Source organism: Halomonas mongoliensis (assembly GCF_052496345.1).
Genome location: NZ_CP199288.1, coordinates 412741 through 436434, shown reverse-complemented (window position 1 = coordinate 436434; position 23694 = coordinate 412741). Strand labels below are relative to the sequence as shown.

At 69.3% G+C, this 23694-nt stretch carries 20 protein-coding genes; 17 read left to right on the top strand and 3 right to left on the bottom strand.

All coding sequences use genetic code 11. From position 1 onward, the window contains the following. Positions 1-14: 14 nt before the first annotated feature. A complete protein-coding gene (locus tag ACRYRV_RS01985) occupies positions 15-2102 on the bottom strand; it encodes a S9 family peptidase (RefSeq protein WP_253450869.1) in 2088 nt (695 codons plus the stop codon). Positions 2103-2147: 45 nt separating this feature from the next. On the opposite strand from ACRYRV_RS01985, the gene ACRYRV_RS01980 reads away from it, so the two are divergent. The 9 genes from ACRYRV_RS01980 to ACRYRV_RS01940 all read left to right on the top strand — a co-directional run bounded on the left by ACRYRV_RS01980 (position 2148) and on the right by ACRYRV_RS01940 (position 14764). Next, on the top strand, positions 2148-2576 hold the full coding sequence (locus ACRYRV_RS01980; protein ID WP_253450871.1) for a hypothetical protein: 429 nt from the start codon (positions 2148-2150) through the stop codon (positions 2574-2576). Positions 2577-2608: 32 nt separating this feature from the next. Then, entirely contained in the window at positions 2609-4222 is a 1614-nt protein-coding gene (locus tag ACRYRV_RS01975) for a vWA domain-containing protein (protein ID WP_444984124.1), read from the top strand. Further along, complete coding sequence (locus tag ACRYRV_RS01970; RefSeq protein WP_444984125.1) at positions 4215-5012, top strand: class II glutamine amidotransferase; 798 nt, start codon at positions 4215-4217, stop codon at positions 5010-5012. The genes ACRYRV_RS01975 and ACRYRV_RS01970 overlap by 8 nt, the downstream gene beginning before the upstream one ends. A gap of 182 nt (positions 5013-5194) precedes the next feature. After that, positions 5195-6877: an AMP-binding protein gene (locus ACRYRV_RS01965; RefSeq protein ID WP_444984126.1), complete on the top strand. Its 1683-nt coding sequence runs from the start codon at positions 5195-5197 to the stop codon at positions 6875-6877. A gap of 154 nt (positions 6878-7031) precedes the next feature. After that, positions 7032-11075, top strand: a complete 4044-nt coding sequence (gene hrpA, locus ACRYRV_RS01960; RefSeq protein ID WP_444984127.1) for an ATP-dependent RNA helicase HrpA — start codon at positions 7032-7034, stop codon at positions 11073-11075. Positions 11076-11143: 68 nt separating this feature from the next. Further along, positions 11144-12256, top strand: a complete 1113-nt coding sequence (locus ACRYRV_RS01955) for a beta-ketoacyl-ACP synthase III (RefSeq protein WP_444984128.1) — start codon at positions 11144-11146, stop codon at positions 12254-12256. Positions 12257-12290: 34 nt separating this feature from the next. Further along, the gene (locus tag ACRYRV_RS01950; RefSeq protein ID WP_253450887.1) at positions 12291-13070 is read left to right on the top strand and encodes an MlaA family lipoprotein; all 780 of its coding nucleotides are present in this window, start codon (positions 12291-12293) and stop codon (positions 13068-13070) included. 10 nt (positions 13071-13080) lie between these two features. Beyond that, the gene (locus ACRYRV_RS01945) at positions 13081-14268 is read left to right on the top strand and encodes a PP2C family protein-serine/threonine phosphatase (RefSeq protein WP_309635740.1); all 1188 of its coding nucleotides are present in this window, start codon (positions 13081-13083) and stop codon (positions 14266-14268) included. Beyond that, a complete protein-coding gene (locus tag ACRYRV_RS01940; RefSeq protein ID WP_253450893.1) occupies positions 14255-14764 on the top strand; it encodes an STAS domain-containing protein in 510 nt (169 codons plus the stop codon). The genes ACRYRV_RS01945 and ACRYRV_RS01940 overlap by 14 nt, the downstream gene beginning before the upstream one ends. A 46-nt stretch (positions 14765-14810) precedes the next feature. On the opposite strand, the gene tal is transcribed toward ACRYRV_RS01940, so the two are convergent. Continuing rightward, positions 14811-15749, bottom strand: coding sequence for a transaldolase (gene tal / locus ACRYRV_RS01935; protein WP_253450895.1), 939 nt, complete (start codon positions 15747-15749; stop codon positions 14811-14813). Between the two features lie 127 nt (positions 15750-15876). Between tal and ACRYRV_RS01930 the strand changes: the two genes are divergently transcribed. The 8 genes from ACRYRV_RS01930 to ACRYRV_RS01895 all read left to right on the top strand — a co-directional run bounded on the left by ACRYRV_RS01930 (position 15877) and on the right by ACRYRV_RS01895 (position 23436). Next, the gene (locus ACRYRV_RS01930; RefSeq protein WP_444984129.1) at positions 15877-17061 is read left to right on the top strand and encodes a Bcr/CflA family multidrug efflux MFS transporter; all 1185 of its coding nucleotides are present in this window, start codon (positions 15877-15879) and stop codon (positions 17059-17061) included. Beyond that, entirely contained in the window at positions 17054-17788 is a 735-nt protein-coding gene (locus tag ACRYRV_RS01925) for a sulfite exporter TauE/SafE family protein (RefSeq protein ID WP_444984130.1), read from the top strand. Before ACRYRV_RS01930 ends, ACRYRV_RS01925 begins: the two co-directional genes overlap by 8 nt. A 145-nt stretch (positions 17789-17933) precedes the next feature. Further along, positions 17934-18947: a PstS family phosphate ABC transporter substrate-binding protein gene (locus tag ACRYRV_RS01920; RefSeq protein ID WP_309635743.1), complete on the top strand. Its 1014-nt coding sequence runs from the start codon at positions 17934-17936 to the stop codon at positions 18945-18947. 57 nt (positions 18948-19004) lie between these two features. Beyond that, on the top strand, positions 19005-20378 hold the full coding sequence (gene pstC, locus ACRYRV_RS01915; protein ID WP_444984131.1) for a phosphate ABC transporter permease subunit PstC: 1374 nt from the start codon (positions 19005-19007) through the stop codon (positions 20376-20378). Between the two features lie 6 nt (positions 20379-20384). Beyond that, positions 20385-21749, top strand: coding sequence for a phosphate ABC transporter permease PstA (pstA, locus tag ACRYRV_RS01910; RefSeq protein WP_444984132.1), 1365 nt, complete (start codon positions 20385-20387; stop codon positions 21747-21749). After that, positions 21750-22574 carry a phosphate ABC transporter ATP-binding protein PstB gene (pstB, locus tag ACRYRV_RS01905; protein WP_374710989.1) on the top strand — a complete coding sequence of 275 codons (825 nt, stop codon included), beginning with the start codon at positions 21750-21752 and terminating at the stop codon, positions 22572-22574. Positions 22575-22584: 10 nt separating this feature from the next. Next, on the top strand, positions 22585-23037 hold the full coding sequence (locus ACRYRV_RS01900) for an arsenate reductase ArsC (protein WP_309635746.1): 453 nt from the start codon (positions 22585-22587) through the stop codon (positions 23035-23037). 51 nt (positions 23038-23088) lie between these two features. Next, positions 23089-23436, top strand: a complete 348-nt coding sequence (locus tag ACRYRV_RS01895; protein ID WP_110069789.1) for a metalloregulator ArsR/SmtB family transcription factor — start codon at positions 23089-23091, stop codon at positions 23434-23436. On the opposite strand, the gene ACRYRV_RS01890 is transcribed toward ACRYRV_RS01895, so the two are convergent. Further along, on the bottom strand, positions 23437-23670 hold the full coding sequence (locus tag ACRYRV_RS01890; protein WP_444984133.1) for a thioredoxin family protein: 234 nt from the start codon (positions 23668-23670) through the stop codon (positions 23437-23439). Between the last annotated feature and the right edge of the window lie 24 nt (positions 23671-23694).

Below are 23694 nucleotides of genomic sequence, written 5' to 3'. Positions count from 1 at the left end.
GCGGGTGGTAAGGGCTACGCCTCGCGGTTTTCCACCCCCAGCGCCCAGAGGATAAAGGCGTCCTGGCGGGCGCCGTCGTGCCAGGCCTTGAAGCGTCCCGAGGCGCCGCCGTGGCCGGCGGCCATGTCGGTGCGCAGCAGCAGCGGTCCCCGGGCCGTGCCGAGCTCGCTCAGCCGGGCATAGAGCTTGGCCGGCTCCCAGTAGGGCACTCGGGTGTCGTGCCAGCTGCCCTGCAGGAAGAGGGTCGGGTAGGGGGCCTTCGCCAGGTTGTCCAGCGGCGAGTAGGCGCGGATGCGCTTGCGGGCGTCGGGCTCGTCGGGATTGCCCCACTCGGTGTATTCGGCGGTGGTCAGCGGCAGGTCGGGGTTCTCCATGGTGCGCAGCACGTCCACGAAGGGGACGTCGAGCACCGCGGCGCAGAAGGCCTCCGGGTCCAGATTGAGGCTGGCGCCCACCAGCAGCCCGCCGGCGCTGGCGCCGTAGGCGGCGATGCGCTCGCCGTCGCTGATGCCGTGCTCCACCAGACACTCCCGGGCGGCCAGGAAGTCGCGGAAGCTGTTGGCCTTGTGCTCGAGCTTGCCGGCCAGGTACCAGGGCTCGCCGCGGTCGCCGCCGCCGCGCACGTGGGCCACGGCGAAGGCCGCGCCCCGGGCCAGCAGCTCCAGGCGCGCCACCGAGAACCAGGGGTCGAGCACCTCGCCATAGGCCCCATAGCCGTAGAGCAGGGTGGGCAGGGGATGGCCGACGAGATCGGCTCGCATCACGACCGAGACCGGGATGCGCTCGCCGTCGTGGGCGGTGGCCCAGAGCCGCTCGCAGGCGAGCTGTTCGGGCCTGAGGTCGCCATGGATCGGCTGCTGCTTGATCAGGGTGCGCTCGCCGCTGTCCAGGTCGTGTTCGATCCAGCTCACCGGCAGCACGAAGGACTCCTCCCGCAGCCGCAGGCACCGGGCATCGAAGTGGGGAGCGTCGCCCAGGGCGAGGCTGCAGGGGGTCTCCGGCAGCGGCAGGCGCTCGTCCCGGGTGACGCTATGCTCGGCATCGAACTCCAGCACCCGCAGCCGCACCTGGGCCTCGTCATGGTCGCGCTCGGTGAGCACGAGCCCCCAGGCGAAGGCGTCGACCCCCTCCAGGGTATCGTTGTCCCGGTGGGGCACCAGTGGCTGCCAGGCGTCGGCATCCGCGGCCCGATCAAGTCGTGCCTCCTCGATCACGTCGAGGCAAAAGTGGGTCGCGCCGCGGTTGTGGAGCAGGTAGAAGTGGCCGGGGCGATGGTCCAGGGAGAGCTCCACGCCGCTCTCCCGGGGACGGAAGCAGCGGGGCGGCGTGGCCGGAGCCCGAGCCGGGATCAGGTGGCACTCGCTGGTGTCCTTGGAGGCGCTCTCCAGCACCAGCCACTCCCGGGAGCGGGTCTTGCCCAGCCCCAGCCAGAACTCCGGGTCCTCCTCCCGCAGCACCAGGTCGGGCTCCCCGGCCACGCCCTCGGCCAGGGGCAGGCGCCAGACGCTCTCGGGGCGCTGGGTGGCGTCGTAGCGGGTGAAGAGCAGGGTGGCGTTGTCCTCGGCCCAGGTCAGTTCCGGGCCGATGCCCTCGAGCAGCCGCACCGCCTTGCCGTCGGGCAGCGCCTTGAGGAAGAGGTCGAACTGCTCGTCGCCGCTGGTGTCCTCGGTCCAGGCCAGCCAGCGCTCGTCAGGCGAGAGCGCCATGTCGCCGAGCTCCAGGAAGTCGTGGTCGGCGGCGCGGGCCTCCAGGTCGAGGAAGGGAGCGGCACGGTCCGGCTTGCCGTTGGGGTGGCGCCACCAGACCGGATAGTCCGCCTCGGCGGCGGTCTCGCTCCAGTAGGTGTAGTGGTCCAGGGGCGTGCGCAGGCCGTGCACGGCCAGCTCGCGGCGTGCCAGGTGGCCGTGGTAGAGCCGCTCGACCAGCCCCTCCAGGGGGGTGAACCACCGGTCGAACTCGGCGTTGGCGGCCTCCAGAAAGGCGGTGACCTCGGGGTCGTCGCGGTTCTCGAGCCAGTGCCACTCGGGATCATCGGCGCGGCGGAAGCGGTTGACCGGTGGGGCGTCGGGCTGCTCGGGAGTGCGGGGCGGCTGTGCTTTCATGGCGCGGGATGTACCATACTCCAGATTGTGAAATGAGAGGTGGCAATGCCAATTACCGAATCGATGACCCTACTATGGCTGGTCTACGGCTTCCTGTCGCTGGTGGTGCTGCTTACCGGCTACCTGGGGCTGGCCTTCCTGCCGCGACTGCTGCGGCTCACCCTGACCTGGCTGGTGGCCGGCGTGATGTGGACGCCGACCCGCTTCCAGATGCCGCTGCTGGAGGAGGGGGAGTTCTACACCGGCCTGGCGCCGGCGGTGGTGGTAGCGCTGGTGGGCTTTCTCGAGCGCAGCAGCGAGGTGATGATGCCGGCCCTGCTGCTGACCCTGGTCGGGGCCGTGGCGGGGGTGGCCTTCGGGCTGCTGCTCTGGTGGCGCGGCCGCCACGATGACGACTATGTCGACATGGATGACCCTGAGGATGACGTGGCGCCGCGGCGTGGCGCCGAGCGTCGGGAGCCGGTAATCGGCTGATTCAGAAGCCGGCAATCGGCTAAGGAGCCGCAATGGCCTGGTGGCGAAGCAAGGGGCAGGAAGGCGGCCCGCCGGGCCGTCCTGGAGCGTGGCTGGGACTGCTGCTGCTGCCGGCTCTCGCCCTGGCCCAGCCCCACCCCCCTGCGGCCTCGCCCGAGGTGCGGGTGATCGTCGATGTCTCCGGCAGCATGCGCAGCAACGACCCGGAGCAGCTCGCCGCCAGCGCCGTGGAGCTGCTTGCCGCGCTGCTGCCCGACGGGGTGACGGCGGGGGTCTGGACCTTCGGTGAAACGGTGGCGGCGCCCCTGCCCCTGGCCGAGGTCGACGACGCCTGGCGCGAACAGGCCATGGCGCTGCGCCCGGCCCTGGTGGAGTACCAGCCCTTCACCGACATCGAGGCGGCGGTGGTGGCCGCCGCCGAGCCGTCGGCCGTCGGCGAGCCTCACCTGCTGCTGCTCACCGACGGCGTCGTCGACCTTCCTCCCGCTCGAGGCCCCAAGCCTGCCATCGATGACGCCTCCCGCCGCCGCCTGCTCGAGGCGCTGGCCCCCGACCTCGCCCGCCAGGGGGTGGTGGCCCACGCCATCGCCTTCTCCGAGGAGGCTGACCTGGCGCTGGTGGCCCAGCTTTCCCGGCTGACCGGTGGCCTGCCGCTCCAGGTGGCATCGCCGGAGCAACTGCCGGGCGCCTTTCTGGATATCGTCGAACGGATCTTTCCCACCGACCAGATCCCGCTGGTCGACGGCCGCTTCCTGATCGAGGCCGGCGTCGAGTCCTTCTCGGCCCTGCTGTTTCCGGGGGAGGGCGGCGAGCCGCTGGCCCTGGTGGCCCCTGATGGCACCCGCTACGCGCCGGACAGTCCGCCTGCCGGCGCTCGCTGGCAGGTGGAGTCCCTGTTCAGCCTGCTGCGGGTGGCCGAACCCGCCCGGGGCGAATGGCGCCTGGAGGGAGCGCTGGGGGCGCAGAGCCGTATCGGCGTGCAGGGCGCCGTCGGCCTGCATGTCGGCCCCCTGCCCGCGACCCTCTACCCCGAGGTGGGGGTGCCCCTGGAGGCCTGGCTGGTGCGGGGCGGGGAGCCCTGGGAGGGGGCACCGGAGGATCTTGCCATCGATGCGACCCTGCTGGACGACGCGGGGCGTGTGCTGGCCGAAGCTCCCCTGCAGAGGGACGGCGAGCGCTTTGTCGGGGAGCTGGTGCCTCCGGCATGGCTCGGGCCGGCCCGCCTGCGCCTGCGCGCCGAGGGTGAGGGCATCCTTCGCCAGCGGCTCCAGGCCGTCAGCGTACAGCCGCTGCTGGGGCTGCTGCCGGAGGCCGAGGAGGGCGCCGGGGCGGTGGCGCCCGGTCGGCCGAAGGGGGAGCGCTTTCACGAGGACCTGGCCACCGGCCGCGACGGCGGGGAGCTTGTCGACAGCCCCGCCGACCGCTTTATCGATTTCATTCACGACCTGCCGTCCCGCGCCGCGGCCCTGGGGCGGGAGGCGCTGCCCTGGCTGGAGCAGCGCCGCCGGGCGCTGGTCGCCTCGCCCGGCCAGCAGGCGGTGGCCGGCGGGCTGGCCATACTGCTGCTGGTAGCGCTGATGCTGCTGCGCCGGACGCTACGACGGCAGCGGCGGCGGGTCGTTCACCGGGAGGATCCCCATGTGTGAACTGCTGGGCATGAGCGCCAACGTGCCGACGGATATCTGCTTCAGCTTTACCGGCTTTCTCCACCGCGGCGGTGGCACCGGCCCCCACCGCGACGGCTGGGGCATCGCCTTCTACGAGGAGGGGGGCTATCGCGACTTCCGTGACCCCCACCCCTCGGTGCACTCGCCCATCGCCCGGCTGATCACCGACTACCCCATCAAGTCGAATATCGTCATCAGCCATATTCGCCAGGCCAACGTGGGCCAGGTGCGCCTGGCCAACACCCACCCCTTCGTGCGCGAGATGTGGGGGCGGCCCTGGTGCTATGCCCACAACGGCCAGCTCGCGGGGTGGCAGACGCTGCCGCTCAGCTTCTATCGCCCGGTGGGGGATACCGACAGCGAGCACGCCTTCTGCTGGCTGCTTGGCGAGCTGCGCGGCCGCTTTCCCGAGCGCCCGGCCAGCGACGCCGAGCGCCAGGGGATGTGGCGGCTGCTGCACCAGCTCTGCGAGCGGCTGCGCGGCCTCGGGGTCTTCAACCTGCTGCTGGCCGATGGCGACTACCTCTACACCTTCTGCTCCACCAAGCTGGCCCATATCACGCGCCGGGCCCCCTTCGGCCGGGCGAGCCTGTCGGACGCCGAGCTCACGGTGAACTTCGCCGAGCACACCACCCCCGACGATATCGTCTCGGTCATCGCCACCGAGCCCCTCACCGACAACGAGGCCTGGGAGCGCATGGTACCCGGGGAGCTGCTGGTGTGGCGCGACGGCAGGATCCTGGCGCGCTACGGCCGCTGCCCTGCGTGAAAGGAGCCGGCTCGCAGGGGGAGGCCGAATAGGGCAGGCTGGCGAGCAGAGGCTGGGGCGCGTTCAGGCGCAAACGATAGTTTCAATCGATCGTTTTACAGCCTGGGCCGGTCGGTTTAAGGTAGGACCCCGGGAAAACAACAAGCGCCGATGGCAGATCGGCAACGTCGTGGAGATACGTCATGAGTGAGCACGCCAACGCCCCGGTTCTTTCAGGTCCCGAGCTCACGGGGCTGGACGAGTACCAGTCGGTTACCGATGTCTTTCACAAGGCGGTCAAGCGCTACGCCGACCGGCCGGCCTTCAGCTGCATGGGGCAGACGCTGAGCTTTGCCGACCTGGACCGCCTCTCCGGTGATTTCGCGGCCTGGCTGCAGCACGAGACGACCCTGCAGCCGGGCGACCGCATCGCCATCCAGCTGCCCAACGTGCTGCAGTTTCCGGTGGCGGTATTTGGCGCCATGCGCGCTGGCCTGGTGGTGGTCAACACCAACCCGCTCTACACCGAGCGGGAGATGGCCCACCAGTTCAAGGACTCCGGCGCCAAGGCGATCGTGATCCTGGCCAACATGGCCGACAAGCTGGAGAAGATCCTCGATCGCACCGATATCCAGCACCTGGTGGTGACGGAGCTTGCCGACCTGCACGGCTTCCCCAAGCGCCAGCTGATCAACCTGGTGGTCAAGCACGTCAAGAAGATGGTGCCCGCCTACCGGCTGCCCGGTCATACGCCGTTCCGCCAGGCGCTCAAGGAGGGGGCCGCCCGCCAGCACAGCGACGTGCGGCGCGGGCTGGACGACATCGCCGCCCTGCAGTACACCGGCGGCACCACGGGCCTGGCCAAGGGGACCATGCTCACCCATCGCAACCTGGTCGCCAACATGCTCCAGGCCGGTGAGGCAATCGGCAAGGGGCTCAACAACGGCGAGGAGGTGGTGATCGCGCCGCTGCCGGTCTACCACATCTACACCTTCACGGTGAACTGCCTCTTCCTGATGGAGACCGGCAACCACTCCATCCTGATCACCAACCCCCGGGACCTGCCCAACTTCGTCAAAGAGCTCAAGGGGCTCCAGTTCACCGCCTTTATCGGGCTCAATACCCTGTTCAACGCCCTCTGCAACCGCGAGGACTTTCGCGCCCTGGACTTCTCGAAGCTGCACCTGACCATCTCCGGGGGCATGGCGCTCACCAAGGCGGCGGCAGAGCGCTGGAAGGAGGTCACCGGCTGCGACATCGCCGAGGGCTACGGTCTTACCGAGACCTCGCCGGTGGTCAGCTTCAACCCGGTGGACGCCATCCAGCTCGGCACCATCGGCATGCCCGTGGCCGGCACCCGGGTCAAGGTGGTGGACGGCGACGGCAACGACCTGCCCTACGGCGAGCCGGGTGAGCTCTGCGTCCAGGGCCCCCAGGTGATGAAGGGCTACTGGAACCGCGATGACGAGACCATCAAGGTGATCGACGACGACGGCTGGTTCCATACCGGCGATATCGCCGTGCTCCAGGAGGATGGCTATATCCGCATCGTCGACCGCAAGAAGGACATGATTCTGGTCTCCGGCTTCAACGTCTATCCCAATGAGGTGGAGGATGTCGTCGCCACCCACCCAGGCGTGCTGGAGTCCGCCGCGGTCGGCGTGGAGGACGAGAACAGCGGCGAGGCGATCAAGCTCTTTGTGGTGCCCCGTGGCGACGACCTGGATCCCGAGGAGCTGCGCGCCTGGTGCAAGAAGGAGCTGACCGGCTACAAGGTGCCCAAGTACGTGGAGCTGCGCGACGAGCTCCCGAAAACCAACGTGGGCAAGGTGCTGCGTCGCCAGCTGCGCGACGAGGAGCGCGAGAAGGCCAAGGCCGACGCCTGACCCGGCGATAGCCGCACTCTCTTCGGGTCATAGCCAGCCTCAATGGCCCGGATTAGGCGCCGCCCCCGGGGCGGCGGTACAATGAGCTGCCCGCACCGATTCCGGTGCGGGCAGTTTTCCGTCTCTTGCCCCTTCCCTCTCTACCGGAGCCGCCGTGTCCCACGCGATCCCCGACGCTGTCCCCGCCCATGCTCGAACCGACTCCCAGCGCCTGAGCGCCCTGCGCCAGGGGCTGGACGGCGTGCTGCTGCGCGACCGGCCGGCCCTGGAGAAGCGCCTCGGGGGCCTCGCCCGGCGGCTGAAGGAGGGCAAGCCGGTGGATCGCGGCCTGGGTGAGGTGGAGCAGGCCGTCGCGCGCTCCCGGGAGGCGGTGGCGCGCCGCGCGGCCCGCCCGGTGACCCTCAACTATCCCCCCGAGCTGCCCGTGGTGGAGCGCCGGGAGGATATCCTCGCGGCCCTGCGCGACCACCAGGTGGTGGTGGTGGCCGGCGAGACCGGCTCCGGCAAGACTACCCAGCTGCCCAAGCTCTGCCTGGAGCTGGGGCTGGGGCGCCGCGGGCTGATCGGCCATACCCAGCCGCGGCGGCTGGCGGCGCGCTCCGTGGCCGCGCGGCTGGCCGAGGAGCTCCAGACGCCGCTTGGGGAGCAGGTGGGCTATCAGGTGCGCTTCACCGACCAGAGCAGCGACGAGACCCTGGTCAAGCTGATGACCGACGGCATCCTGCTGGCCGAGACCCGCCACGACCCCGAGCTGCGGCGCTACGAGGCGATCATCATCGACGAGGCCCACGAGCGCAGCCTCAACATCGACTTCCTGCTCGGCTACCTGAAGCGGCTGCTGCCGCGGCGCCCCGACCTCAAGGTGATCATCACCTCGGCCACCATCGATGTGGAGCGCTTCGCCGCCCATTTCGCCCGGCCCGCCGCCGGCGGCGAGGAGCGCCCGGCGCCGGTGGTGGAGGTCTCCGGGCGCACCTATCCGGTGGAGGTGCACTACCGCCCCCTGGTGCGCGACGCCGAGGACGAGGAGGATCGCACCCTCCAGGAGGGGATTCTCCACGCCGTGGAGGAGATCGAGCAGATCGAGCGCGCCAAGGGCTGGCGCCACGGCCCCCGGGATATCCTGGTCTTCCTGCCCGGGGAGCGGGAGATTCGCGAGACCGCCGACACCCTGCGTCGGGCCGACCTGCGCGGCACCGAGATCCTGCCCCTCTACGCCCGGCTCTCCAACGCCGAGCAGAACCGGGTCTTCGCCCCCCACCGGGGGCGGCGCATCGTGCTGGCCACTAACGTGGCCGAAACCTCGCTCACCGTGCCCGGCATCCGCTACGTGATCGACCCGGGCCTGGTGCGCATCAGCCGCTACAGCTATCGGACCAAGATCCAGCGTCTGCCGGTGGAGGCGGTGAGCCAGGCCAGCGCCAACCAGCGCATGGGGCGCTGCGGCCGGGTGGCCGAGGGGGTCTGCATCCGCCTCTACGACGAGGAGGACTTCCTCGCCCGGCCGGCCTTCACCGACCCCGAGATCCGCCGCACCAACCTCGCCTCGGTGATCCTCTCCATGCTGTCGCTCAGGCTCGGCGACATCGAGGCCTTCCCCTTCGTGGATCCGCCGGACTCGCGCTTTATCACCGACGGCTTCAAGCTGCTCTTCGAGCTGGGGGCGGTGGACGAGGCCCAGCGGCTCACTCCCGTGGGACGCAAGCTGGCCCGGCTGCCCATCGACCCGCGCCTGGCGCGCATGGTGCTGGCCGGCGCCGAGCAGGGCGGGCTTCGCGAGGTGCTGATCGTGGTGGCGGGCCTCGCCGTCCAGGACCCCCGGGAGCGCCCGGCGGAGAAGCGCCAGGCCGCCGACCAGGCCCACCGCCGCTGGCAGGACCCCGACTCCGATTTCCTGGCGCTGCTCAACCTCTGGGACGGTGTCGAGGCGGCCCGGGAGGCGCTCTCCGGCAACCAGCTTCGCCGCTGGTGCAAGGAGCACTACATCAACTACCTGCGCATGCGGGAGTGGCACGATACCTTCCGCCAGCTGCGCCAGCTGCTGCGCGACATGCAGATCGAGGTGCCGCCGCCGGCGCCCTGGCCGTCTCCCGAGGCGGGTAGCGCCGAGGAGGGCGATGCCGAGACGGCGCGCAAGGAGGCCCGTCGCCGCCAGGCGGCCACCCTGCACCGGGCGCTCTTGCCCGGGCTGCTCTCCCACCTGGGGCTTCTCACCGAGAATCGCGAGTACCTGGGGGCGCGCAACCGCAAGTTCGTGATCCACCCGGGTTCGGGACTCGCCAAGAAGTCGCCCAAGTGGCTGATGGCCTTCGAGCTGGTGGAGACGACGAAGCTCTTCGCCCGCACCGTGGCGAAGATCGATCCCCAGTGGATCGAGCCCATGGCGGAACACCTGGTCAAGCGCAGCTATGCCGAGCCCCACTGGGAGATGAAGCGCGCCCAGGTGGTCGCCAAGGAGCAGGTGACCCTCTTCGGCCTGCCCATCGTGACGGGGCGGCGAGTGCACTATGGCCCCATCGCGCCCGCCGAGGCCCGCGAGCTCTTTATCCGCCGCGCCCTGGTGGAGGGGGAGTTCCGTACCCGGGGCGACTTCTTCGCCCATAACCGGGCGCTGGTCGAGGAGGTCGAGGACCTGGAGGACCGCGCCCGGCGCCGGGATATCCTGGTGGACGAGGAGACCCTCTTCGCCTTCTACGACGAGCGCCTCCCCGAGGGCATCCACAACGGCAAGGGGTTCGAGGCGTGGCGCAAGAGCGCCGAGGCCGAGAATCCCGCTATTCTCAAGTTCGACCGCGCCGCCCTGCTGGCCCGGGAGGCCAGTGAGGTCACCGAGGCGGACTACCCGGACGAGCTGGTGCTCGGCGGCGTGCGCTATCCGCTCGCCTACCACTTCGAGCCCGGCGCCGAGGATGACGGGGTCACCCTCACCGTGCCCGCCGCCATGCTGCCCCAGCTGCCGGCGGCGCGCCTGGAGTGGCTGGTGCCGGGGCTCCTGCGCGAGAAGTGCATCGCCCTGATGAAGTCGCTGCCCAAGGCGATCCGTCGTCAAGTCGTGCCGATCCCCGACTGGGTGGGTGCGGCCCTGGAGACGATCGTCCCCGACGATATCCCCCTCACCGAGGCCCTGGGCGAGTTCCTGCGCCGCCGCACCGGGGTGCGCGTGCACCCCGACGACTGGCAGCGGGACCAGCTCGAGCCCCACCTGGTGATGAACCTCAGGGTGGTGGACCACGAGGGGAGGATGATCGGCCAGGGGCGTGATGTCCGCGAACTGGAGCGGCGCTTCGAGAAGGCGGCGGGGCAGGGGGCCCGAGCCCTGGCCGCCGAGGCGCGGCTGGAGGCGCCGGTGGCGGGGCTACCCGAGGAGGGGCTGCCCGAGTCCCGGGTGACCAGCCAGGCGGGCATCCGCGTCGAGGCCTTCCCGGCCCTGGTGCCCGAGGGTGATGCCTTCCGGGTGGAGCTCTTCGACCATCCGGACAAGGCCCGGGAGGCCCACCGGGATGGCGTGGTCAGCCTGGCCATGCGCCGGTTGCCGGACCAGGTGCGCGCCATCGAGCGCCTGGGGGGGCTCAACACCTGTGCGCTGCTCTTCGCCAAGGTGGGCAGCAAGCGCCAGCTGATCGACGACGTGGTGCGGGCGGTCTTCCTCCAGGTGGCGGCGGTGGACCCGCTGCCCCGCTCCGCCGCCGAGCTGGAGGCGCGCCTGGCAGAGACCGGCGCCGCCCTGGTGCCCCGGGCCGAAGCCCTGGTCGTGACTCTGGAGGCCGCGCTCAAGGGCCACCTGGCGATCACCAAGGCGTTGAAGGGCAACCTGAACCTGGCCCTGGCCCTGGTATACAGTGACCTCAAGGCCCAGATGGCACGTCTGGTGCATCCCGGCTTCGTCAGCGAGGCGGGGGAGTGGCTGGAGGAGTATCCTCGCTACATGGAGGCGGCCCTGATCCGCCTGGAGAAGGCCCCCCGGGAGCGCCTGCGCGACCAGATGCATATGCAGGAGGTCCAGGCCCTGGAGGCCAGGCTGGCGGCCCGCCTCGAGAGCGAGCGCCGCGGCGGCATGGCCCCGCCGGCGCTGGAAGCCTTCCGCTGGTGGATCGAGGAGCTGCGCGTCTCGCTCTTCGCCCAGCAGCTGGGCACCAAATTTGCGGTCTCCGCCAAGCGCCTCGAGAGGCGCTGGGCGGAGATCACCGGGCGCCCCTGAGCGCCCCGAACAGCAAGCGGTCGCCGCGGCGGCCAGGGCGGCCCGGACGCCGCGAAAGGGAGATACCGATGACCAACGTCGTGATTACCGGCACAGGACTCTTCACGCCGGAGTACACCATCGACAACGATGCCCTGGTGGCCTCGTTCAATGCCTGGGTGGATACCGAGAACGCGCGCCGCGCCGAGGCCGGCATCGAGGCGCGCCTGGCGCACTCCAGCAGCGAGTTCATCGTCAAGGCCTCGGGCATCCACAGCCGCCACGTGCTCGATGCCGAGGGCATCCTCGACCCTGAGCGCATGCGGCCCCGGCTGCGCGAGCGGAGCAACGACGAGCCCTCCATCCAGTGCGAGATGGGCGCCGTGGCCGCCCGCCAGGCCCTGGAGGCCGCCGGGGTGGCGGCCGCCGATATCGACCTGGTGATCGTCGGCTGCTCCAACCTGGAGCGCCCCTACCCGGCGGTGGCGGTGGAGCTGCAGGCGGAGCTGGGCGCCGGCGGCTACGCCTTCGACATGAACGTGGCCTGCAGCTCGGCCACCTTCGCCATCGAGACCGCCGCCAACGCCATCCGCGCCGGCAGCGCGCGGCGAGCGCTGGTGGTCAACCCCGAGATCTGCTCGGCCCACCTCAACTTCCGCGACCGGGACAGCCACTTCATCTTCGGCGACGCCTGCACCGCCGTGGTGCTGGAGCGCGACGACCTGGCCACCAGCGAGGCGCGCTTCGAGATCCTCGGCACCCGCCTGGTGACCCGCTTCTCCAATGCCATCCGCAACAACGCGGGTTTCCTCAATCGGGTCACCGACGCCGATCCCCAGGCCCTGGACAAGCTCTTCGTCCAGGAGGGGCGCCGGGTCTTCAAGGAGGTGTGCCCCCTGGTGGCGGCGCTGATCGGGGAGCATCTGCAGGCGCTGGGCTTCGCCGGCGACGACCTGGCGCGGATGTGGCTGCATCAGGCCAACCGCCACATGAACGACCTGATCGCGCGGCGGGTGCTGGGCCGCGACCCCAGCGAGCAGGAGGCGCCGATCATCCTCGACCGCTATGCCAACACCAGCTCGGCGGGCTCCATCATCGCCTTCCACCTGCACCGCGACGACCTGGCCGTCGGGGCCCTGGGGGTGATCTGCTCCTTCGGGGCGGGCTACAGCGCCGGCAGCGTGGTGGTGAAGCGTGTCTGAGCACCAGCCCACCGAGTGCACGGAGGAAGGGACCATGCAGCAAGCGAAGGGAACTCGTGCCGGCGTCCGGGGGGCCGGGCTCGCGGCCCTGATGGCGGCAGCGCTGCTGGCGGGCTGCGCCAGCACCTCCGCCATCGAGGAGCGCCACCCCGATGACCCCTGGGAGGGCTTCAACCGCCAGGTGTTCGCCTTCAACGACGCCGTGGATCGCGCCGTGCTCAAGCCGGTGGCCCGGGGCTATCGGACGGTGACGCCCCAGCCGGTGCAGACCGGGGTCGGCAACTTCTTCTCCAACCTGGGGGAGCCGCGCACGGCGCTCAATAGCCTGCTGCAGGGCAAGCCGGGCAATGCCGGCATCGCCCTGTCACGCTTCGCGATCAACACCACCATCGGCATCGGCGGGCTCTGGGATTTCGCCACCCATATGGAGATCACCGGCCGGGACGAGGACTTCGGCCAGACCCTGGCGGTCTGGGGCTGGGAGGAGTCGCGCTACCTGGTGCTGCCCTTCCTGGGACCGAGCACACTGCGCGATACCAGCGGCCTGCCGGTCGATGCCGAGACCTACCCGCTCTACTACTTTGGCGACGTCGAGCTGGAGGTGGCGCTGACGGCCCTGAGGATCGTGGATATGCGTGCCGGCCTGCTCGATCAGGAGGCGCTGATCACCGGCGATCGCTACAGCTTCATCCGCGATGCCTGGCTGCAGCGTCGCCGCTTCGAGATCAGCGACGGCGAGATGGGCGACGACCCCTTCGCCATGGATGATTTCGACTTCGATGATGCCGACTTCGACGACGCCTTCTCTGACTGAGGCCAGTGCCATGGACAGTCCCAAGCAGCTGATCGGTGTGATTGACGAGCCGGGCCCGGCCCGCAATGCCCTGGCCGAGACCATCGCCAGGGACGGCCTGGCGGTGATCGCCGTCGACACCCCCGAGGCCCTGCCGGCGGAGGTCTCGCTGGTGGTGGCCCATGTCCGGGCGGTGCCCGGCGCGCAGTGGGCGGCGCTCTGCGAGCGCCTGCCGACCCTGGTGGTCAGCGACAGCCGCGCCGAGTCGGGGCTGCTGGAGGCGGTGGACGCCGGCCTGGTCGACTACATCGTCGAGCCGCTGCGCCACGGCCAGCTGCTGCGGCGCATGATCCGCAAGGTGATCAAGCTGCGTCAGCTGGAGGAGGCGCGCCGTCAGGATCAGGAGCGCCTGGAGGAGCTCAACGAGAGCCTGGAGACGCACCTGGCCATGCTGCGCCTCGATCAGCAGGCCGGCGGGCAGATCCAGCGCAAGCTGCTGCCCGCCAAGCCGCAGACGGTGGCCGGCGTCACCTGCGACTACTGGTTCGCCCCCTGGCTCTATCTCTCCGGCGACTTTCTGGACTTTCAGCGCCTGGACGAGCGCCACCTGCTGTTCTACTTTGCCGATGTCTCCGGCCATGGCGCCTCCTCCGCCTTCGTCACCGTGCTGCTCAAGTACCTCACCAACCGCTGGCAGTCGGAGTGGGATGGCACGGCGCCGGAGGCCCTGCCGCCGCGCTGGCTGGCGGACCTCAACCGCGAGCTGCTCGATACCGGGATCGGCAAGCACGCGACCCTCTTCGTCGGGGTCATTGACCTGGAGCGTCGCTATCTGCACTATTCGCTGGGCGCACAGCTGCCCATGCCGCTGCTGGTGGCCGACGGGGAGGTCACGCCTCTCGCCGGCCAGGGCATGCCGGTGGGGCTGTTTCCCGGGGCGGAGTACCCCTCCCTGGGCTGCTTCCTGCCCGAGAACTTCCGCCTCTGGCTGTGTTCGGATGGAGTATTGGAGTGCCTGCCGGGTGATACGCTCGACATGCGGCTCAGGGAACTCGAGCGGCGGGTCCTGGCCAGCGAGACGCTGGAGGACCTGCGGGCCAGCCTGGCCCTTGGCCAGCTGGCCAGTGGGGACGAGGCTGGCTCCGACGCGGGCATCGAGGCGCTGCCCGACGACCTGACCATCATGCTGTTGAGTGGATTTGGCAATGTTGATTCATGAAGGACGCATCAAGGCGGCATTCGAGGCGGGCGTCTTCGTCCTCAAGCTCTGTGGCGATGTGCGTCTCACCCTCTGTGCGACCCTGGATCGTCAGGCCCAGCAGCTGGCCGAGACCCCCGGGCTTGCCAGCCTGATCATCGATCTTCGCGACGCCACCAACGTCGACTCCACGGCGCTTGGCTTTCTGGCCAAGGTCGCCATGGCGGTAGAGGGGCGCCTGCCCGAACGTCCTACCATCGTGGCCGACAGCCCCGACATTCGCCAGATGCTCGACGTCATGGGATTCGCCCGCTTCTTTACCTTGGTGGAGGCGCCCATTACCGAGGTCTGCGAGCTCTGCGACCTGCCCGAGATTCCCTGTGACGTGGAGGAGACGCGCCAGCGCATCCTCGAGGCCCACCGTATCCTGATGCGGATGAACGAGCACAACCGGGAGGAGTTCCAGCCCCTGGTGGAGATGCTCGAGGGCCAGGAGGCCGTTCCCCACCAGCAGTGATTCGAGTTCCCCTGGGGGCCGGGCAGCGCCCGGCCCGCCCCTTGCCTTACCTCTGGCGCAGCTCGCCCAGCAGCGCCTCCAGCCTGCGCTGATCCTCCATGAACTTGCGGATGCCCTCGGCCAGCTTCTCGGTGGCCATGGCGTCCTCGTTCATGTGCCAGCGGTATTCTGCCTCGTCGAGGGGCTCGAGGGCGCCGGTCTCCGCATCCTCGGGGCTGAGGCGGCGTTCGAGGGCGCCACGGCTCTCGGCCAGCTCGCCGAGCAGGGCAGGGGAGATGGTCAGGCGGTCGCAGCCGGCCAGCGCCAGGATCTCGCCGGCGTTGCGGAAGCTCGCCCCCATCACGACGGTGTCATAGCCGTGCCCCTTGTAGTGCTCGTAGATGCGCCTGACCGACTGCACGCCGGGGTCGCGCTCGCCGCTGAAGTCGGCCTCCGGCGCCTGGGCCCTGTGCCAGTCGAGGATCCGCCCCACGAAGGGGGAGATCAGGGTGACGCCGGCATCGGCGCAGGCCCGGGCCTGGGCGAAGCTGAAGAGCAGGGTCAGGTTGGTGCGGATGCCCTCGCGCTCGAGCTGCTGGGCGGCGCGAATGCCCTCCCAGGTGGCGGCGACCTTGATCAGGATGCGCTCGGGGCCCACCCCGTGGCGGCCGTAGCGCTCGATCAGCGAGCGAGCCCGGGCCAGGGTGGCGTCGGTGTCGAAGGAGAGCCGGGCGCTCACCTCGGTGGAGACGTAGCCCGGCACCAGCTCGCTGATCTCGCTGCCGATCTCCACGGCCACGGCGTCCAGGGCGTCGTCCAGGTCCCCGGCGCGGCGGGCGATCTCGGCCAGACGCTCCCGGCGCGCCGGCTGCTGGGCCGCCTGCAGGATCAGCGAGGGGTTGGTGGTGGCGTCGGTGGGCTGGAAGCGGCGAATCGCCTCCAGGTCGCCGGTGTCGGCCACGACGGTGGTCATGTCGCGCAGCTGCGTCAGCAGGTCCTTGGCCATGATGAGGGCTCCCTGTCTAGGTGGTAGATGGTGTTGCCCCTCAGTATGACAGGGAATCATGGCCGGCAGGGACCGCGACGATCGGCTATGATTAGCCGCCTATCGAAGATCCCCGCAAGGAGTCGCCTTGACCCTGAGTACCCGACGCCTGGCGCTGCTGGTGGCCGCCAATACCGCCCTGGCCCCCTTCGCCATCGACGCCTACCTCCCCGCCATGGCGGCCCTGGCCGCTGCCGTGGGGGCCAGCATCCACCATGCCGAGCTGTCGCTCTCCGCCTTCCTGGCCGGCTTCGCCCTGGGCCAGCTGCTGTTCGGGCCGCTCTCCGACCGCATTGGTCGCAAGCCGGTGCTGCTCGGCGGCCTGGTGGTCTTCCTGTTGGCGAGCCTTGCCATCACCACGGTGGGCTCCCTGCCGGAGCTGCTGGCCTGGCGCTTCGTCCAGGCCCTGGGCGGCGGGGCTACGGTGGTCAACTCGGCGGCCATCGTGCGCGACTGCTTCAGCGGCCGGGAGGCGGCCAAGGTGATGTCGACCATGGCGATCATCATGCTGCTGGCCCCGCTGGTGGCGCCCGTGGTGGGCAGCGGCCTGCTCTATCTGGGCGACTGGTGGCTGATCTTCGTCTTTCTGGCCGGCTATGCGGCCTTCCTGCTCTGGCTGCTGGGCACCCGGCTGCCGGAAACCCGGGCACCGGGCTCGCCGACGGCCTCGCTGCGCCAGGTGCTGGCCAACTACGCAAGCGTGCTGCGCCACCGCGAGGCGATGGGCTATATCTGCGCCGCCTCCATGTCATTCGCGGGGCTCTTCGCCTTCATTACCGCCTCGCCCTTCCTCTATCTGGAGCACTACGGGCTGGGTCCCAAGCTCTATCCGCTGGTGTTCGGTCTCAACGTGATCACCATGGCGGCCTCCAACCGGCTCAATATTCGCCTGCTGGGGTGGCGCTCGCCCCAGCAGAACCTGCGCCTGGGGCTCGCCATCCAGCTGGGGGTGGCACTTGGCCTGGTACTGGTGCTGGTCAGCGGCATGGAGTCGCTGTGGACGATGGTGCCGCTGATCATGGTGTTTGCCGGCACCATCGGCCTGGTGGCCCCCAACGCCATCTCCGCACTGCTCGACCACTTTCACCATATGAGCGCCACGGCGGCGGCCCTGCAGGGCAGCATCCAGTTCTCCTGCGGCGCCCTGGCCGGCGTGCTGGTGGGCGCCTTCGAGGTGGATAGCGCCTGGCCCATGGTGGGCACCATGCTCGGGGCGGCCCTGCTGGGCAACCTGGGGCTGCGCCTGCTGGCGGGGCGGGCCGGCCATGCCTGAGGCGCTGCTGGTCTGGTTCGACATGAGCCTTGCCGTCTGGCTGGGCTGCGCGGCAACGCTGGCCCTGGGGGCCTTTGTGCAGCGGGCCACCGGCTTCGGGCTGGCCGTGGTGGGAGCGCCGCTCTTGCTGATGCTGGAGCCGCGCCTGGTGCCGGTGGTGCTGGTGCTGTTCGGCTTCACCGTGGCGCTTACCACCCTGCGCCACTACTGGCGCGAGGTACAGCCGGGCGAGATCGCCACGGCCCTGGTGGGGCGGATTCCCGGCAACGCCCTGGGGCTCTGGCTGCTGCTGGCCGCGCCCATGGCGGTGCTGGAAAAGCTCATCGCCGGCAGCGTGCTCTTCGCGGTGGCGGTGACCCTGTTCCGCTTCCGGCTGCCGGTCAATCGCGCCACCCTGTTCGGCGCCGGGGTCTTCTCGGGCATCTTCGGCACCATCGCCGCGCTGAGCGGCCCGCCCCTGGTGCTGCTGCTCCACGGCTTCTCCCCGGACCGCCTGCGGGGCACCCTCTCGGCCTTCTTCGTGGTCACCGCCCTGATGACGCTCGTCACCCTGGGCCTTGGCGGGCTGCTTCGCGCCTGGCACTTCGGCCTGGCGCTGACCTTCGCGCCGGGGGTGCTGGCCGGCAGCTGGCTGGCCGGGCGCGTCGCCCACCGCCTCGACCGCCGCCTGCTCCAGGGGGCGTCGCTTGCCCTCTGCACCCTGGCGGCGCTGGGGCTGCTGGTCTGAGCCCCGGATGACACGCAACCGACATCTTGCCGTCACAGAACTGCAATCCATGACGCGCAAACTCCTCCCTGCAAACGGCCGTTAGTGCCGAACCAGAGCCCCTGGACCTACCGTCCCGGGGCCCCATGCAGAGAGGATCCTCAAGATGAACGTCAGCAAGCGTACCCTGGGCGTCGCCCTGGCCACCGGTCTGGCCGTCGGCTTCTCCACCGCCGCCATGGCGCGTGACACCATCCAGATCGCCGGCTCATCCACCGTCCTGCCCTTCGCCAGCATCGTGGCCGAGGAGTTCGGCAACAACTTCCCGCAGTTCAATACCCCGGTGGTGGGTTCCGGCGGCTCCGGCGGCGGCCTGCGTCAGTTCTGCCAGGGCGTAGGCGAGAACACCATCGACATTGCCAACTCCTCACGGGCCATTCGCAGCGGCGAGCTCGAGAACTGCCAGTCCAACGGCGTCAACGAGGTGCTCGAGGTGATGTTCGGCTACGACGGCATCGTCTTCGCCTCTCGCGCCGATCGGGGCGCCTTCGCCCTGACCCCGGCCCATGTCTTTGCCGCCGCGGCCCAGCAGGTGCGCGTCGACGGCGAGCTGGTCGACAACCCCTACACCCGCTGGTCCGAGATCGATGGCGACCTGCCGGATCAGGAGATCGTGCTGGTGATCCCGGCCTCCAACCACGGTACACGCGAAGTGTTCGAGGAGAAGGTGCTGCACATCGGCTGCGACAGCTACGAGATGGAAGGCGACGCCTGTGACGCCCTGCGCGGCGATGGCCGGATCATCGAGATCGCCGGCGACTACACCGAGACCCTGGCCCGCCTGGATGCCCAGGCCGACGCCGTGGGTGTCTTCGGTCTGAGCTTCTACGACCAGAACCGCGACCGGCTCCAGGTGGCCACCGTGGATGGCGTGACTCCCTCCCTCGAGACCATCGGCTCCGGCGAGTACCCGGTCTCCCGTCCGCTGTTCTTCTACGTCAAGGGCGAGCACCTGGACGTGATTCCCGGCCTTGCCGAATACACCGAGTTCTTCCTCAACGAGATGGTCTCCGGCTTCGGTAGCCCCCTGGAGGACGCCGGCCTGATCCCGCTGGACGACGAAGAGCGTGCCGAGGCCCTGGAGCAGTTCCAGGCCCGCACCCTGGTCAGCGCCGAATAAGGGTCGTGATCGCCGGGGCAGGGATCACCTGCCCCGGTTTGTCCATGCGGGGAATCCATGAATAACCTTGCCTTGATCGCCATCCTGCTGATCGTCATGGCCCTGGCCTATCAGGTCGGCCTGACGCGCAGTCGCACGGTGGCAACCGACGGAGTGCGGCTGCACTCGCGTCCCGGATACTACGGCATGCTGGTGGCCCTCTGGTGCGGCCTGCCGGCCTTTGCCCTCTTCCTGCTCTGGAGTCTGGCGGGCACCTCGCTGGTGGAGCTGCTGGTGGTGCGCCAGCTGCCCCCCGAGATCGCCACGCTAGGCGAGCGGGAGCTCTCCACCTTTCTGCGCCGCGTCTCGGCGCTGGCCGCCGACCGCGCCGTCTCCGGCACGCCCAGCGAGACGGAACTGGCCGCTGCCGCCCATATGGCGAGTCTGCAGACGCTGGGGCGCATGATCACCATCGCCGCCATGGCCGTGGCCGCCGTTGCCGGCCTGGTGCTGGCCCGGGGCCGCATCTCGCCACAGCTGCGCGCCCGCAACCAGGTGGAGCGGGTGATCACCATCGCACTGGCGCTCTGTTCCGGGGTGGCCATCCTCACCACGGTGGGCATCGTGCTCTCCATGGTGGGCGAGGCGATGAACTTCTTTCGCTTTATCAGCCCGGCGGAGTTCTTCTTCGGCACCACCTGGAATCCGCGCTTCAGCACCTCCGGAGATACGGGCCAGGGGGAGTTCGGCCTGCTGCCGCTGCTGTGGGGTACCCTGATGGTCAGTGCCATCGCCCTGCTGGTGGCGGTGCCGCTGGGGCTGATGACCGCCATCTACATGGCCGAGTACGCCCCGGCCTGGCTGCGCAACGTCGCCAAGCCGGTGATCGAGGTACTGGCCGGTATCCCGACCATCGTCTACGGCTTCTTCGCCCTGATCGTGATCGGTCCCTTCCTGTCCGACCTGGGCGACCTGGTGGGCATCAGCATTCGCACCACCAGCGCGCTCACCGCGGGCCTGGTCATGGGGATCATGATCATTCCCTTCGTCTCCTCGCTCTCCGACGACATCATCACCCAGGTGCCCAAGGCCCTGCGCGACGGGGCCCTTGGCCTGGGTGCCACCAAGTCGGAGACCATTCGTCAGGTGGTGCTGCCGGCGGCCCTGCCGGGGATCGTCGGGGCCTTCCTGCTGGCCGCCAGCCGGGCCATCGGCGAGACCATGATCGTGGTACTGGCAGCCGGCAACAATCCGGTACTGCACGCCAACCCCTTCGAGGCGGTCTCCACCATCACGGTGACCATCGTCAACCAGCTGACCGGTGATATGGACTTCGCCAGCCCCCAGTCGCTGGTGGCCTTCGCCCTGGGCCTGACGCTGTTCGTCATCACCCTGGGGCTCAACGTCATCGCCCTGGTGGTGGTGCGCCGCTATCGCCAGCAATATGAGTAATCGCCTGTGACCACTGACACGCTTACCATCGAAGAACGCAGCCGCCAGCGGCTGGCGACCATCGAGGCCTCCCTGGCGGGGCGCCACGCCCGGGAGCGGCGTTTCCGTCGCATGGGCCTGGGGGCCGTGGTCACCGGCATGGGCCTGGTGCTGATTCTGTTTATCAGCATCCTGATGCGTGGGGTGCCCGCCTTCTGGCAGGCTACCTTCTATTTGGACGTTCACTTCGACCCCGAGGTGATCCAGGTGGATGAAAAGCCGGTGCGCGAGTCCGGCGAGAGCGCCAGCGCCTTCCGCGAGCGCGAGCTGGCCTGGATGAGCCGGGTCGGCCTGGTCAACTGGCAGCAGATCATCGACGAGGCGCTCAAGGCCGAACTCGGCGAGATCGAGGCGCGCCAGACCCGTGACCTGCGGGCCCTGATCACCTCCGGCGAGCGTCACGCCCTGCGCGACCGCTTCATCGAGGACCCCTCGCTGCTCGGCGAGACGGTGCGGCTCAAGATGCTCGCCTCGGCCAACGTCGACGTCTGGCTCAAGGGCAATATCGACCGCAGCCTGCCGGACCACCAGCAGCAGCTCAGCGCCCAGACCCGTGAGTGGGCCGATGAGCTCTATGCTCGCGGCGTGATCACCAACGCCTTCAGCACGGCGCTCTTCCTCAACACCGACTCGCGCAGCTCGCTCGCCTCGGCGGGCCTGGCCGGCGCCTTCATGGGCTCGCTGTTCATGATGCTGGTGGTGATCGTGCTCTCGGTGCCGATCGGGGTGGCCAGCGCCATCTACCTGGAGGAGTTCGCGCCCAAGAATCGCATCACCGATCTGATCGAGATCAATATCAACAACCTGGCGGCGGTACCCTCCATCGTCTTCGGCCTGCTGGGGGCGGCGATCTTTATCGGCTATCTGGGGCTGCCGCTGTCGGCCCCGCTGGTGGGCGGTCTGGTGCTGACCCTGATGACGCTGCCGACCATCATCATCGCCACCCGGGCCTCGCTGCGCTCCATTCCCGGCTCCATTCGCCAGGCGGCGCTGGGTATCGGCGCGTCACGGGTGCAGACGGTCTTCCATCACGTGCTGCCGCTGGCCCTACCGGGGATCCTGACCGGCTCCATCCTGGGGGTCGCCCAGGCCCTGGGGGAGACCGCGCCGCTGCTGCTGATTGGCATGAATGCCTTCGTCGCCAACGTGCCGGGTACCCCCCTGGAGCAGTCCACGGCGCTGCCGGTGCAGATCTATCTCTGGCAGGGCAACGAACTGCGCAACTTCTTCGAGGCGCGTACCTCGGCAGCCATCATCGTGCTGCTGGGCCTGATGCTGAGCCTCAACGCGCTGGCCATCTGGCTGCGCAAACGATTCGAGACGAGGTGGTAAATGAACATGGCAACCAGCACGCCGGTGCCCACCGGCCTCGGCGAGAGCCGCACCAGCAAGGCAAGCGACCGCATCAAGATGCAGGCGCGTGACGTCAAGGTCTACTACGGCGATAACGAGGCCCTCCACGGCGTCGACGTGGATATCTTCGAGAACGAGGTGGTGGCCTTCATCGGCCCCTCGGGCTGCGGCAAGTCCACCTTCCTGCGCTGCCTCAACCGCATGAACGACACCATTCCCGGCTGCCGGGTGGAGGGGGACGTGACCCTGGAGGGGCAGGACATCTATGCGCCCAGCCTGGACGTGGTGCTGCTGCGGGCCCAGGTGGGCATCGTCTTCCAGAAGCCCAACCCCTTCCCCAAGACCATCTACGAGAACATCGCCTACGGGCCGCGGCTCCACGGCCTCGCGAGGCGCCGCGCCGAACTGGACGATATCGTCGAAGGCAGCCTGCGCAAGGCGGGCCTCTGGGACGAGGTCAAGGATCGCCTCGACCAGCCGGGCACCGGTCTCTCCGGCGGTCAGCAGCAGCGCCTCTGCATTGCCCGGACCATCGCCGTCCAGCCAGAGGTGATCCTGATGGATGAGCCCTGTTCGGCCCTCGACCCCATCGCCACGGCGAAGATCGAGCAGCTGATCGACGAGCTCTCCGAGAGCTATACCATCATCATGGTGACCCACAACATGCAGCAGGCCGCCCGCGTGGCAGATCGTACCGCCTTCTTCCACATGGGCGACCTGGTGGAGGTGGACAGCACCGACAAGATCTTTACCAACCCCGGCGACCAGCGTACCCATGACTACATCACCGGACGCTTCGGTTGAGGAGAACGTGATGGGCAGGAAGCTTCAGGTGCTGTTTCTGTGCAACGCCAACTCGGCGCGCTCGCTGATGGGGGAGGCGCTGCTCAACCACATGGCCGGGGATCTCTGCGAGGCCTTCAGCGCCGGGGTGGAGCCCGATACGCCCCACGAGCACACCCTGGCGGCGCTGCGTGAGTTCGGTATCCCGACGGAGGGCCTGGCCAGCGAGCCCATCGAGCGCTATGCCGACCGCCACTTCGATGCCGTGATGATCCTCTGCGAAAAGGCTCAGCAGCGCTGTCGCGACTGGCAGGGCAGGACGGACGAGCTGATCTACTGGGATATCCCCGATCCGCGCCTGCACGAGGGACCAACGGCCTATACCCGGGCGCTGCGCGACATTCGCGGCCGCCTGGAGCTCTGGGTGGCGGTCAAGCGCCGCCAGCAGCGGCGCGCCGAGGGCAGCGGGGTGAGCGACGGCTGAATGCCTGGGGTACCATAGCGGGCATCCCCTGCCCGATATGGTGAGCCCTCGATGATTGCACCTTCTCGCCTGTTCAAGTGCCTCGGTGACGACACCCGCCTGCTGGTGACCCTGCTGATCCGCCGGGAGGGTGAGCTCTGCGTCTGCGAGATGACCCACGCCCTGGAGGAGTCGCAGCCCAAGGTATCGCGCCACCTGGCCCAGCTGCGCGCCTGCGGCCTGCTCAACGATCGCCGCGAGGGGCAGTGGGTCTACTATCGCCTGGGCGAGGGGCTGCCGGCCTGGGTCGAGGCGGTGCTCGCCGCCGCGGAGCAGGGCGAGGCCGGGCGGCTCGCCCTGCTGCAGCAGCGCCTGGCGGGCATGGGCAACCGTCCGGAGCGGTGTGCCGCGCTCTGCTGATCACCCCTTGAGGAGCGTCTCCAGCTCCTCGGCGCTGGCCACCTTGCCCTCGGTGACCAGCTCGCCGTCGATGGCGAGGGCCGGCGTATTCATCACGCCGGCATCGATGATGGCGTTCATGTCGGTGACCTTCTCGATCTCCACCGTCATGCCCAGGGCCTCGGCGGCTTCCCGGGCGTTGGCGGTGAGCTGGTCGCACTTCTTGCAGCCCTTGCCGTAGATGCTCAGTTTCATGGGAGTCTCCTTGTGAAGTGTGTC

Bases quoted from the DNA above. Each gene is read 5' to 3' on its own strand.
- ACRYRV_RS01985 (WP_253450869.1), bottom strand. From the start codon at position 2,102: ATGAAAGCACAGCCGCCCCGCACTCCCGAGCAGCCCGACGCCCCACCG.
- ACRYRV_RS01980 (WP_253450871.1), top strand. From the start codon at position 2,148: ATGCCAATTACCGAATCGATGACCCTACTATGGCTGGTCTACGGCTTC.
- ACRYRV_RS01975 (WP_444984124.1), top strand. From the start codon at position 2,609: ATGGCCTGGTGGCGAAGCAAGGGGCAGGAAGGCGGCCCGCCGGGCCGT.
- ACRYRV_RS01970 (WP_444984125.1), top strand. From the start codon at position 4,215: ATGTGTGAACTGCTGGGCATGAGCGCCAACGTGCCGACGGATATCTGC.
- ACRYRV_RS01965 (WP_444984126.1), top strand. From the start codon at position 5,195: ATGAGTGAGCACGCCAACGCCCCGGTTCTTTCAGGTCCCGAGCTCACG.
- ACRYRV_RS01955 (WP_444984128.1), top strand. From the start codon at position 11,144: ATGACCAACGTCGTGATTACCGGCACAGGACTCTTCACGCCGGAGTAC.
- ACRYRV_RS01950 (WP_253450887.1), top strand. From the start codon at position 12,291: ATGCAGCAAGCGAAGGGAACTCGTGCCGGCGTCCGGGGGGCCGGGCTC.
- ACRYRV_RS01945 (WP_309635740.1), top strand. From the start codon at position 13,081: ATGGACAGTCCCAAGCAGCTGATCGGTGTGATTGACGAGCCGGGCCCG.
- ACRYRV_RS01940 (WP_253450893.1), top strand. From the start codon at position 14,255: ATGTTGATTCATGAAGGACGCATCAAGGCGGCATTCGAGGCGGGCGTC.
- tal (WP_253450895.1), bottom strand. From the start codon at position 15,749: ATGGCCAAGGACCTGCTGACGCAGCTGCGCGACATGACCACCGTCGTG.
- ACRYRV_RS01925 (WP_444984130.1), top strand. From the start codon at position 17,054: ATGCCTGAGGCGCTGCTGGTCTGGTTCGACATGAGCCTTGCCGTCTGG.
- ACRYRV_RS01920 (WP_309635743.1), top strand. From the start codon at position 17,934: ATGAACGTCAGCAAGCGTACCCTGGGCGTCGCCCTGGCCACCGGTCTG.
- pstC (WP_444984131.1), top strand. From the start codon at position 19,005: ATGAATAACCTTGCCTTGATCGCCATCCTGCTGATCGTCATGGCCCTG.
- pstB (WP_374710989.1), top strand. From the start codon at position 21,750: ATGAACATGGCAACCAGCACGCCGGTGCCCACCGGCCTCGGCGAGAGC.
- ACRYRV_RS01900 (WP_309635746.1), top strand. From the start codon at position 22,585: ATGGGCAGGAAGCTTCAGGTGCTGTTTCTGTGCAACGCCAACTCGGCG.
- ACRYRV_RS01895 (WP_110069789.1), top strand. From the start codon at position 23,089: ATGATTGCACCTTCTCGCCTGTTCAAGTGCCTCGGTGACGACACCCGC.
- ACRYRV_RS01890 (WP_444984133.1), bottom strand. From the start codon at position 23,670: ATGAAACTGAGCATCTACGGCAAGGGCTGCAAGAAGTGCGACCAGCTC.